The organism is Ursidibacter maritimus, assembly GCF_009761395.1.
Lineage (GTDB): Bacteria > Pseudomonadota > Gammaproteobacteria > Enterobacterales > Pasteurellaceae > Ursidibacter > Ursidibacter maritimus.
The window spans coordinates 240,567-252,575 of record NZ_LEKN01000013.1; the positions used below are offsets into that span (position 1 = coordinate 240,567).

General features: G+C 35.8%; 14 protein-coding genes. 10 read left to right on the top strand and 4 right to left on the bottom strand.

The genetic code is table 11. The annotated features are described in order from the left end of the window. Window position 1: 1 nt before the first annotated feature. The 3 genes from aroB to A1D26_RS04185 form a co-directional block, all read right to left on the bottom strand. Window positions 2-1,090 carry a 3-dehydroquinate synthase gene (gene aroB / locus A1D26_RS04175; RefSeq protein ID WP_157402826.1) on the bottom strand — a complete coding sequence of 363 codons (1,089 nt, stop codon included), beginning with the start codon at window positions 1,088-1,090 and terminating at the stop codon, window positions 2-4. 15 nt (window positions 1,091-1,105) lie between these two features. After that, a complete protein-coding gene (gene aroK, locus A1D26_RS04180; protein ID WP_157402827.1) occupies window positions 1,106-1,627 on the bottom strand; it encodes a shikimate kinase AroK in 522 nt (173 codons plus the stop codon). A 236-nt stretch (window positions 1,628-1,863) separates the two neighbouring features. After that, a complete protein-coding gene (locus A1D26_RS04185; RefSeq protein ID WP_157402828.1) occupies window positions 1,864-4,476 on the bottom strand; it encodes a penicillin-binding protein 1A in 2,613 nt (870 codons plus the stop codon). Window positions 4,477-4,613: 137 nt separating this feature from the next. Between A1D26_RS04185 and A1D26_RS04190 the strand changes: the two genes are divergently transcribed. The 9 genes from A1D26_RS04190 to A1D26_RS04230 all read left to right on the top strand — a co-directional run bounded on the left by A1D26_RS04190 (window position 4,614) and on the right by A1D26_RS04230 (window position 10,594). Then, on the top strand, window positions 4,614-5,258 hold the full coding sequence (locus tag A1D26_RS04190) for a hypothetical protein (RefSeq protein WP_157402829.1): 645 nt from the start codon (window positions 4,614-4,616) through the stop codon (window positions 5,256-5,258). Continuing rightward, on the top strand, window positions 5,234-5,746 hold the full coding sequence (locus A1D26_RS04195; RefSeq protein WP_157402830.1) for a hypothetical protein: 513 nt from the start codon (window positions 5,234-5,236) through the stop codon (window positions 5,744-5,746). The genes A1D26_RS04190 and A1D26_RS04195 overlap by 25 nt, the downstream gene beginning before the upstream one ends. Before the next feature lie 6 nt (window positions 5,747-5,752). After that, window positions 5,753-6,265 (top strand): hypothetical protein, encoded by a 513-nt coding sequence (locus A1D26_RS04200; RefSeq protein ID WP_157402831.1) that lies wholly within the window; start codon window positions 5,753-5,755, stop codon window positions 6,263-6,265. Window positions 6,266-6,273: 8 nt separating this feature from the next. Then, on the top strand, window positions 6,274-6,687 hold the full coding sequence (locus A1D26_RS04205; RefSeq protein ID WP_157402832.1) for a hypothetical protein: 414 nt from the start codon (window positions 6,274-6,276) through the stop codon (window positions 6,685-6,687). Window positions 6,688-6,695: 8 nt separating this feature from the next. Beyond that, window positions 6,696-7,988, top strand: coding sequence for a type IV pilus secretin PilQ (gene pilQ, locus A1D26_RS04210; protein ID WP_198303082.1), 1,293 nt, complete (start codon window positions 6,696-6,698; stop codon window positions 7,986-7,988). Window positions 7,989-8,101: 113 nt separating this feature from the next. Further along, window positions 8,102-8,515 carry a transcription antitermination factor NusB gene (nusB, locus tag A1D26_RS04215; RefSeq protein ID WP_157402833.1) on the top strand — a complete coding sequence of 138 codons (414 nt, stop codon included), beginning with the start codon at window positions 8,102-8,104 and terminating at the stop codon, window positions 8,513-8,515. A 9-nt stretch (window positions 8,516-8,524) separates the two neighbouring features. Further along, the gene (gene thiL, locus A1D26_RS04220) at window positions 8,525-9,499 is read left to right on the top strand and encodes a thiamine-phosphate kinase (protein WP_157402834.1); all 975 of its coding nucleotides are present in this window, start codon (window positions 8,525-8,527) and stop codon (window positions 9,497-9,499) included. A 2-nt stretch (window positions 9,500-9,501) separates the two neighbouring features. Then, the gene (locus A1D26_RS04225; protein WP_157402835.1) at window positions 9,502-9,972 is read left to right on the top strand and encodes a phosphatidylglycerophosphatase A family protein; all 471 of its coding nucleotides are present in this window, start codon (window positions 9,502-9,504) and stop codon (window positions 9,970-9,972) included. A 1-nt stretch (window position 9,973) separates the two neighbouring features. Continuing rightward, window positions 9,974-10,594: a LysE family transporter gene (locus tag A1D26_RS04230; protein ID WP_157402836.1), complete on the top strand. Its 621-nt coding sequence runs from the start codon at window positions 9,974-9,976 to the stop codon at window positions 10,592-10,594. 49 nt (window positions 10,595-10,643) lie between these two features. Here the strand turns inward: A1D26_RS04230 and A1D26_RS09555 are convergent, their stop codons facing one another. Beyond that, a complete protein-coding gene (locus tag A1D26_RS09555; protein WP_198303084.1) occupies window positions 10,644-11,603 on the bottom strand; it encodes a pyruvate formate lyase-activating protein in 960 nt (319 codons plus the stop codon). Window positions 11,604-11,774: 171 nt separating this feature from the next. Between A1D26_RS09555 and A1D26_RS04240 the strand changes: the two genes are divergently transcribed. Next, on the top strand, window positions 11,775-11,987 hold the full coding sequence (locus A1D26_RS04240) for a YdcH family protein (RefSeq protein ID WP_157402837.1): 213 nt from the start codon (window positions 11,775-11,777) through the stop codon (window positions 11,985-11,987). The last annotated feature ends 22 nt before the right edge of the window (window positions 11,988-12,009 follow it).

Genomic DNA, 12,009 nt, shown 5'->3' on the forward strand with positions numbered 1-12,009 from the left:
TCTATTGTTGAGTGAAACGGCGAATCGCGTCAATCACTTGCTGTTCAGTTACTTGTGATGTGACGTAAGCAGAACCTAGCGATTTTAATAAAATTAAGCGCAACTGACCGCTTAATACTTTTTTATCACGCCACATATAAGGTAAATACTCTTCAGGTTGCATTCCATCAGGCGAAATGGTTGGTAATGTCGCTTGAGCAATCAGTTTTTCTATACGAAAAACATCTTGTTCTGAAAGATCACCTAAAATATGAGATAAAGCGGCCGCTTCTAACATTCCTACCGCAACCGCTTCTCCATGTAACCAGTTTCCATAACCTAAGTGAGTTTCAATCGCGTGTCCAAATGTATGCCCTAAATTGAGTAAGGCTCTATCACCTTTTTCAGTTTCATCACGAGCAACAACATCTGCTTTAAGCTGACAACAACGTTGAATACAGTATTCAAGGGCTGATTGATCCAGTTGAACTAACTCGCTAATATGTTGCTCTAGCCATTCAAAAAAGGCTAAATCAAAAATTGCCCCATATTTAATGACTTCAGCTAAACCAGCACTGACTTCACGTTTAGGTAAGGTCTTCAAGGTTTCTGTATCAATAATCACCGAAATTGGTTGATAAAAAGCGCCAATCATATTTTTACCCAACGGGTGATTAACCGCTGTTTTTCCACCAACAGAAGAGTCAACTTGTGCTAATAATGTGGTTGGAATCTGAATAAATCGGATACCTCGTTGATAAGAAGCTGCTGCATAACCAGCAACATCACCGATCACTCCGCCCCCCAGCGCAATGATTGTACTATCACGATTGTGATTTTTTTCAAGTAATGCAGTAAAAATGAGATCTAATGATGATAAGGTTTTATACTTTTCACCATCAGGAATAAGGACAAAATCAACAACACAACCTAAAGTTTCTAATGTGCTTGTTACTGTCGCAAGATAATGTTCAGCAATGGTTGGGTTAGAAACGATCATTACTTTATCACCTTGCTTTAACGGATGATAACTCACCGGTTCGGCTAATAATCCTGCACCAATAGAAATTGGATACGAACGCTCTTTTAACTCAACATTTACTTGCAACATATTTTCTACCTTGATTTACTGTAAATTATCCATCATTTCGATGATTTGTGTCGCGACAACTTTGGCTGCTTGCTCATCGGTTTGTAAAGTAATATCCGCAATCTCTTCATACAATGGATTACGAATTTTAGCTAATTCTTGCAACACTTGATACGGGTCTTCTGTTTGTAATAATGGGCGTTTTTTATCACGCTGGGTACGTTCAAATTGCTTATCAATTGATGTTTCAAGGTACACAACAATCCCACGAGCCGAAAGTGCGTTACGATTATCCTTTGATAGTACCGATCCTCCGCCTGTTGAAAGTACCAACCCTTGAGATTGCGTTAATTCGTTAATAATGCGTTCTTCACGCTTACGAAACCCGGCTTCTCCTTCAATATCAAAAATCCAATCGATATCCGCTCCAGAACGTTCTTCGATTACAGAATCAGAATCTAAAAAATCCATATTTAGCATTTGTGCTAATTGGCGTCCAATCGTGCTTTTACCCGCTCCCATTGGCCCAATTAAAAAGATATTACGTTTTTCTGCCATTTCTCTTTTCTAATTTTAAATAATTTAACGATTTGATTTGTGGTAAAAATTGGGGAAAAAACAGACCGCTTGTAAACACAAGCGGTCTGTTACACGTTAAAATTTACAAGAAAGTGATTACAAATAATACACTTATAGAATAATTAAACCACAAATCGCCCAAAAATAAAGATTGGCGGTATTATCTCAATAAATCGACTCTCTTTTCAACCTAAACAAACTAATTATCCCGTAATTTAGAATAATTCTTTTCCTTTTAGGCTATCAAGCACTCCTGGTGGAGGTAATCCTAAACGCTGCTCTTCTGCCAGTGTTTTATTCGGCTCAGTATAAGCCTTTTCAATAATATATTTCTTAGTCGGTTCAGTACCTTTAATAAAATACTCAACAAAACTATCGCCTAAAAAGCCAGATTTAGCATCGATCTTAGCCTCAATAATATTTGGTGGTAACTGCTCTTTTCTCTCTGCTTTATCCTTAAGAGCCACCTTCATATAATTGATCCAAGCAGGTAACGCTGTTTGCGCACCGGCTTCACCTCTACCCAAATCACGTTTATTGTCATCAAATCCAACATAAACAGTGGTGACAATATTTGCACCAAAACCCGCATACCAAGTCACTTTCGCATTATTTGTTGTACCCGTTTTACCGCCAATATCTTTGCGTTTAATGCTATTTGCAATACGATGGCTAGTACCTTTCCATCCTTGACTCGGCTCTCCAACAATTGCTGTATTTAGAGCGCTACGCATTAAAAACGCAATCTCACCGCTAATCACTCTTGGTGCGTAATGTAACCCTTGAGAAGTGGCTTCTGCATCGGCCATCAAACTAGGTGCATTTTCTTTCTTCACTGTTTTGATTTCTAATTCAGGCAGTTCTTCAGACTCACTGCTTTTTTCTTCTACCACAGTTCCTTTACTATTTGCTATTTGAGCTTCTGATTCCTTAGCAATTTTTACAAAATCAAAATATTCTGGTTCTGGATAACTGACAGGGATCTCGTTACAACTTAAACAGGCCACCGCAGGATTAGCCTTAAATAACTCATTACCATTACTATCTAAAATACGCTCAATAATATAAGGTTCGATAAGATACCCACCATTATCAAAAACAGCATAACCACGAGCCATTTCTAAAGGAGTAAAGGATGCGGCCCCTAATGCAAGAGCTTCAGTCGCTTGATATTGTTCACGTTCAAAACCAAAACGCTGTAAATAATCAGCAATATAATCAACCCCCGCCATCTGCACCGTTCTAACCATCATTACATTCTTGGATTTCCCTAACCCCACGCGTAATCGTAATGGACCTTCATAAATATTCGGGGAGTTTTTCGGACTCCAAGGCTTTTGTCCCCTCTTAGTAATAGTAATTGGATCATCACTTAAAATAGTCGATAAACTCAAACCTTTATTTAAAGCTGCTGCATAAATAAATGGCTTGATTGACGAACCTACTTGAACCAATGATTGCGTCGCACGATTAAAGCGACTTTGTTCAAAACTAAAACCACCAACAATCGCTTCAATAGCACCATTATCACTATTTAATGAAACTAATGCGGAGTTTACATCAGGAATTTGCCCTAACTCCCAGCTTCCTTTGCTGTCTTGGCGAACCCAAATTTGCTCTCCAACATTGATGACTTCTTTTACGCTATTAGGCTGTCTGCCTTGAGCGGAATCATTGATAAACTTCTTAGCCCAACGCATTCCAGCTAATTTCAATACCACTTTATCTCCATTAGCCAAGATAATATCAGCACTATCTTTGTTAACTTTTAGAACCGCAGCACCAATAAAAGGCTCTGAATGTGGTAATTTACTTAGATGCTCAATGATTTTCTCTTCGTCCCAAGCACTATCCGTTGCTTTCCATAATTTTTCTGCACCTCTCCAACCATGACGACGATCATAATCAATCAGATTATTGCGCAATGAGTTTTGAGCTTCTCGCTGATCATCTGATAAAACTGTAGCATAAACTTGAAAACCTCGAGTATAAGCAACTTCTTCACCATAACGTTTGACCATCTCTTGTCGAATCATTTCAGTAACATAATCCGCACGAAACTCTAACGCTGCACCATAAAATTTAGCCACCACCGGTTCTGCTTTGGCTTGTTCATATTGTTGCTGTGTGATTTTTCCAACCTCTAACATTCGCCCCAATACTACATTTCTACGTTTTTCTGCTCGAGTAACCGAATATAAAGGGTTCATCGTTGATGGGGCTTTGGGCAAACCAGCAATAATTGCGACTTCAGACAATGTTAATTCATTGAGTTTTTTACCAAAGTAAGTCTTAGCTGCCGCAGCAACTCCATAAGAACGATAGCCCAAATAAATTTTATTTAAATAGAGCTCTAAAATTTCATCTTTTGTTAAATTCTGCTCAATTTCTAAAGCCAAAATAGCTTCTTTAATCTTACGTTCAATTTTTCGTTCTGGAGATAAAAAGAAATTGCGGGCTAATTGTTGTGTAATAGTACTCGCCCCTTGAGTATCACCTTGTGATGAACGCCAAAGAGCACGAATAATACCTTTGGGATCAACACCTTTATGCTCATAAAAGCGACTATCTTCTGTTGCTAAGATAGCATCAATTAAAGGTTGTGGAATATCAGCAAGTTTTACTGGAACCCGACGCTCTTCACCCACTTCGCCGATCAACTTACCATCGGCAGTAAAAATCTGCATAGGTTGTTGTAATTCCACATTTTTTAGCGAATTAACATTCGGTAAATCTGACTTGAAATAAAAATAGATAACCCCTACTGCAACACAGCCTAAGATAGTAAGTGTTAATAAAGTACCAAATATGATTTTTGCGATCTTCATCGAAAAATTCTCTTTTCCTAAATGACTAAACCTGAATTTACAGTTAAATATAATGCAAACTCGTCGAAACAGTTCGCAATTATAAGCGAAAAATCGGCAAAAAACTGTTTTAATCCACAATTATTATAATTGGAACTATGAAAATAAAAAAATTTAAAGACCTAATATCGTCAAAACACTTAACTCACCAACAAATTGGGGTGAGTTACAGCGACCTGCTCATTTGTTGCTGTATCAGAGAAAGCCAGAAAATACAGACCATCTGGCAAAAACTTTCCTTGACCGATGATGCGTTAGTAAGAATTGATGACATAATCAAGCAAGCGGTGAGTTCAGATGAAAAATTTACCATTGTTTATCCTATTCCTGCCGATTATATTTGGCAAAAAATCCTTTATTTCCCGAGTTATCTCAACCCACAACAGCAATATAAACAGGCAATTCAAATACTCAAACAAGAGCTCCCCATTCCGCTCACTGAAGTGTATTTTGATATTCAATCCAGTCTAGATACCAAGAGTAATCGAATAAAAACAACTATTTATGTATTAAAAAAATCCTACGGTGAACCTTTTTTAGGAAAATCTAATGTGATTTTAGACAATGAATTATTTTGCTATGTCCGAGGTATTGCAGCCTTGAATGAAACAGATCAAGAACACTTATCTGAACTACAAAACAAAGACATTGAACAACTCAGTTTTCCTGAAAATATTCTAGATAAAAAACTCTATTTGATTGCATTAGGAGCAAGTTTATGGAATGGCAAGGTATCAATTTAAGTGGCTATAACCAAGAAAAGTGGGCTACTGAAAATATTCGTAATTTAGTTAAGATAATGGTTACTTTAATTGTTTCCTTATTGATTGGCATAGTAATTATTTTTGAACAATTATCCTTACACCAACAAATCGACATCATAAAAGATCAAACAGCTCAGCAAACTCATCACCTTTCACAGATACGAGAAAAAATAGAAAAATTAAAACAGCAAATAATTTCCCCTAACCAATCGCTTTCTCAGAAGAGTATTCATTTTTTCGTGGACTATCTGAAAAACTTTAAAGCAAAAGGAAGGCTTGAAATGATACAACTCTCTATTGACCATAATGAAATGGTTAAAATTTTTGGTAAAACCAGAACACAAGAAGAATTTATTTTAATTGAGCAGCAACTTAAAAACCTGAATATAGATTATAACATTACACACCTACACAATAATAAGGAAAATCTCATTGAGTTTCAAATTCACATCGATTTAAAAGGATAGAAAAAAATGAAAAATTGGCTTATAAAAACCTACACTGAACCACAAACTAACACACACTATATTTTCTATATTATCAACCAAAAAATGATTTACTTTCTAGTTGCTATAATCATAACTTTTACACTATTACCCGCTTTGTTATATTTCAATACATATTCGGATAAGCTCGCCCATAAAATTTATCAAGAGAGCCTAACTCAAGAAATAGAGCAGCAGACTAAATTATTAGACACCTTAATTCAGAAGTCGAATCAGCATAAAATCACAGATAAAATTTCACAAGTCAATCAGGCTATTAAGCAGATATTCAATACTTATAACATTCAGATTGAACAATTAGAGTGGCATATTGAAGAAAGGCAAATTGTGATTAATGCCAAAAATGAATCAAAAAACCTCATTACGATTATTCCCAAATTACAGGAAATACCCAATATTACTTATCAAGAAATAAGTTTATCTAAACTCTATCATCAAAACTTAGTGCTATTAAATGCAACATTACAAATTAATAACTAGGAGTACTTATGTGGAAAATTGGATTTATTTTATACAGCATACCTTTTTTAGCTTATGCGGATCCTTTCTATGCTGAGAATGATCATAAGAACAGCAGAGAAAATATCGCTTTAGCTGAAGGTCAATCAAATGAAAAAAAACAGCAAGAAATATCCGCTTGTTTAGCTGATACACAACTTAACAAACTCTCACTGCCCACTCCTTTTTCTGAGTTGCGTTTAATCGGCATAATAAAAAATCAAGAGATATTTACCGCATTATTTATTGATAAACAAAATCACATTACCGCGATTAAAGAAAAACAGATTTTAATTAATGAAGATATTCAGTTCGAAAAAATCGATCTAAAAAAGATTGACTATATTGACTGGAAAAATAGTAGTGATTGTGATAATCCAATCCGAATAACCATATCTATTTAGGAGGAACAATGAAATTATTTTGGTTTACTTTATTTATTTCATTACCAATTATGGCTGAAAACATCTCAATTAGACTAAAAGATGCGCCAACAAAAGAAACACTAACATTTTTAGCTAATGAATTTTCACAAAATATTGTGATTGAAGAAAATATAAAATCGAATGTAAATTTGCTTATCGAAAATAGTAGCTTCGATAAAATATTAAATAGCATCAGTAAAATTACTCAATCAACAATAAAAAAAGAAGATAGCATTTATTTTATGTCTAAGAAGTCAGAAAATACTATTGTATCTTCATCACATAAGGTAGATATTGGACAACATCAAGCTTCCTTGCCTAAATTAGCTACAAAAAGCATTAAGTTATATTACGCAAAAGCCTCTGAAGTGATAGAAGCTATTACCAAAGGTTCTGGTAATCTATTATCTGAAAATGGTTATCTACATTTCGATGATCGCAGTAATAGTATTATTATTAAGGACACACTCTCATCTATCAAAAATATAAGCCAACTAATCAAACAGCTCGATGCTCCTATTGAACAAGTGGCAATTGAAGCACGAATTGTGACCATCAGTAGTGAAAACCTTAAAGAATTGGGCGTTAGATGGGGCATGTTTTCTCCAACCGACAACCATCATAAATTTGCAGGCTCATTAGAAGGAAATAATTTAACCACCAACAACTTAAATGTGAATTTTCCTGTTAGTAATGCGGCATCAGCTGTGCTCCAAGTTGCAACGATCAATAGCCGAATGTTAGATCTCGAATTAACTGCGTTAGAACGAGAAAATAGTATTGAAATCATTGCAAGCCCACGCTTACTGACCACAAATAAGAAAGGGGCAAGTATTAAACAAGGTACTGAAATCCCTTATGCGATTTATGACAAAAAGTCAGAAACGACTGACGTAGAATTTAAAGAAGCGGTATTAGGGCTTGAAGTTACACCTCATCTTTCTGAGCATAATCAAGTCTTGTTAGATATGGTTGTTACCCAAAATGCACCTAATACTCAAAATGGTTTCAGTGCTTTAACCACGATTGATAAACAAGAATTAAAAACACAAGTCTTTGCTAAAGATGGTGAAACCATTGTACTTGGTGGAGTTTTCCAACACTTAATTACCAAAGGCGAAGATAAAGTCCCCGTATTAGGCAGTATTCCTGTTCTTAAACATCTCTTTAGCCAAAGTAGAGATAAAATTTCTAAACGAGAATTGGTTATTTTTGTGACACCACACATTATAAAATCACCACCAATTCAGTTAGATAATAAGAAATCTAAACAAAAATAATAGGAAATATGCTAGAATGATCGGCTATTTTGAATGGCAAACCTACTGGGTGACATACCCTAACAAGCGGTACGTTATTCAAGCTATTTTACACATTATATTCCTGAGGTTTTATGAAAGTTTCCCCACGCCGTAGAGCAAGAGAATGTGCTGTTCAAGCCCTTTACTCTTGGTATATTTCACAGAATAGTGTTGAACAAGTTGAATTAGCTTTTGTTACTGATCAAGATATGAATGGCGTGGATATGCCATATTTCCGTAAATTATTGCGTGGAACGGTAGAAAATATTGATGCAATTGATCACTCACTCCGTCCTTATTTAGATCGTGCGGAAAATGAAGTTGATCCGATCGAACGGACTATCTTACGTTTATCCGGCTATGAATTGCAATTTGAATTAGATGTTCCTTACAAAGTTGTGATCAATGAAGGGATTGAAGTCGCTAAAGTATTTGGCTCTGACGATAGTCATAAATATGTTAATGGTATTTTAGATAAATTAGCTCCTGCATTGGGTCGTAAATAGAGTGATAAAATGGGCGAGTTTGATCTGATTAAGCAGTATTTTACCCGTAATAAGCGGTTAGATCGTTCGGATATTTTACTTGCTATCGGCGATGATTGTGCAGTGACACAAGTTCCTACCCATCATCGTCTTGCGATAACTACAGATACTCTCGTCTGCGACACGCATTTTCTGGCTGATATTTGCCCTGCTGATTTGGCTTATAAAGCGATTGCAGTGAATTTAAGTGACTTAGCCGCAATGGGTGCAACACCACGCTGGGTTTCTCTTGCCTTAACGCTCCCTAAATGCGATCACCACTGGCTGTCTCTTTTTAGCCAAGGGCTATTCCAAATTCTTGATGAATATGATGTAGAGCTAATCGGTGGCGATACCACTAAAGGGCATCTATCACTAACCATTACCGCACAAGGTTTTATCCCACAACAGCAAGGCTTATTTCGCCATCAAGCCAAGGTAAATGATTTAATCTATGTTTCGGGTTATTTGGGCGATAGTGCCGCAGGTTTGGATCTATTGCTAAATCCGAAATCATCTGAATGCAATTCAGCACAACACTATTTACTCCAACGTCATTTAAAACCGACACCTCGTATTGCGTTGGGTAAATTATTGTTAGATTACAGCCAATGTGCGATTGATATTTCTGATGGCCTACTTGCCGATCTCTCACATATCTTAAACCGTAGTCAATGTAGTACGGAAATTGAAGTGGATAAACTACCGCTATCACAAGCAATACAAACGGAATATTCACATTCTAAAGCACTCAATTTTGCTTTAACAGGCGGGGAAGATTATGAACTCTGTTTTACTATTCCTGAGAATAGACAAACAGATTTTGAGAATATGCTAAAAGCAAAACAGTTAAATTGTTACTGTATCGGCAAAATAACTTCTCAATCAGCAGAGAATATTCGTTTACTCCATCAAGGTAAGACAATTCCTTTACCTAAACAGATAGGCTTTGACCATTTTCGTTAGTTATGAACATCAACTTAAAAAATCCTATTCATTTTCTTGCCGTTGGTTTCGGCTCTGGACTAATTAAACCTGCACCAGGCACTTGGGGCTCGCTCGTTGGGCTACTACTTGCGATTTTTTTATGGTATCTCACCGCTTCCCCTTTATTTTTTATCGTATTATCAAGCATATCCTTTATCCTAGGTTGCTATCTTTGTGAAAAAACAAGCCAAGATCTTGGTGTACACGATGATGGGCGTATTGTGTGGGACGAGATTGTTGCGATTTTCTGCTTGTTTATCTGTTTACCCGAATATAGTTGGTTCTACTATATTTTAACGTTTTTATTATTCCGTCTATTTGATATTATCAAACCTTACCCTATCCGCTATTTTGATCAACAATTAAAAGGCGGTATAGGTATTATGTTTGACGATATTTTAGCGGCAATTTATAGCTTAATTTCACTCTATCTCATTTATTGGATTTTCTAATATGTGGACAATTTTCATCGTACAATTAGTTGGCTTAATCAGCCCTGGGCCGGATTTCTTCTATGTTAGCCGAAAAGCTATGAGTGATACTCGTAAAAATGCACTACTCGCATCCATTGGAATCAGTATCGGTGTTGCTTTTTGGTCTCTATTAGTCCTTTTTGGGCTAGCTTTCTTGAACAAAACCTTACCCTCATTTCAATATATTTTAATGCTCTTTGGTGGGAGCTATTTGGCTTATAACGGTATCAAAATGGTACAAATTACCAAAAATGCAAAATTAGCCAACGACAAAACTAGCCATAGTAAGAGTTCCGCTTGGAAAGAAATTTTAGGTGGTTTGATGATCAATCTCGCAAATCCCAAAATTGTTGTCTTTTTTAGTAGCGTACTCGCTGGCTATGTGTCAAATTTGGCTCAACTCAGCGAAATTCTTTTAGTCTTGCTTATTTTGGTTGGGAGTAGTGTAGTTTACTTTTTTATTGTTAGCATTCTTTTTTCGCATCAGAAAATTCGAAACTTGTACGCTAAATACAATCACTATTTGGACAATATTGCGGGAGTAGTCTTTATACTATTTGGGATAAGCTTGGTTTACGAAAGTATCACTATTTTGCTCTAACGAAATGGGCGAACCACTCGCCCATTATTATGAATAAAAGAGATGACACTTAACTAAGCGGTGGTTTCGGAATCAAAACAGGATCTACTGGGGGTGATATTTGAATTTCATCATCATCTTTTTTCTGTGATTCAGGTTCCGGCTTTTTCTCTGGTACTGGCTTATTCTGTTCAAGTTTTGTTTCTACTTTAGATGGCTGCTCTACTTTTGAAGTTTCTGTTGTTGTTTGCTCTTGATCTGTTTTACTTTGCACTACAGTTTCTTCCGTTTTAGTTTCTACTGCGGTAACTTCAGCATCAACTTGTTTTTGTTCAGAAGTCACTTTTTGTTCACTTACTTTTTGGGGAGTTGTTACAGTATTTTCTACTGGATTACCAGAAGGTTGAGTCTTATCAATAACATTCCCTTTAATTACTTCGGATACATCACTAGTCTCAACAGTAGCGTGTTGACTTTTCTGTTCTTGCTCTAATAACGCTTCAGGAATAGGCGATACAGGGTTAATAACATCATTTGTATTACCATCTTGTTTTATATTCTGTGACAATAACTTTCTACCAATTTCGACTCGCGGATCTAACCACACTGCCACAACAGCATTATTAAAATCTTGGTTAAATTCTTCTGCAATAACCGTATCATTTAAGACAAAATATCCCTTATTCTCCAGAGCAACATAACTTAATGTATCACCCACTTTGATGTCAGGAAGTATTTTTCGTAAGCGATCAACCACATCATCTTGATTAGGTAAGGTAATCCCTAAATTAGACCAAGAACGAGCTAGCGAAATAGCAAAATCCCGTCCATCGACAGGTTTTTGATATTTTAAGCTCAACATCACCGGACGAGTATCCAACTCATATTTCCCAGTTTCTGAAAAAAGTGAAATATTATAGATTTTAAAGGGGCCCCATACATAATCAGCATCTTTAATTTTAATCCATTGTGCTGATGCGGTAGCGGAAAGTAACACACAAAAACTCACAAAAAATTTGATACTACGCATTTGATTGTCTTTCTTTTAACCATAAAAATTTTGCATATTATAACGTTAAATATATAGAAAAAGCATAAGAATATTTTGTGATCAACTTCAAATTTTTTAGATTAAATTAACGCATAAAAATAGAAAAGTGCTACTATCCTGAATACACATTCATTCATAAAGGAGTCTATTATGTTCCCCGAATTCCGTGATTTAATCACCAAACTAAAAACCGAAGACGCTCACTTTGCTCGCCTTTTTGATAAACATAATGAATTAGATCAGAAAATTAAAAATATGGAAGCTAACATTGAGTTAGCAACTCATACAGAAATTGAAGTTCTTAAGAAAGAAAAGCTACACATTAAAGATGAGCTTTATACCATCCTAAAAAAATATGGTTAATTGTAGAAGAGCAAACCTCTAG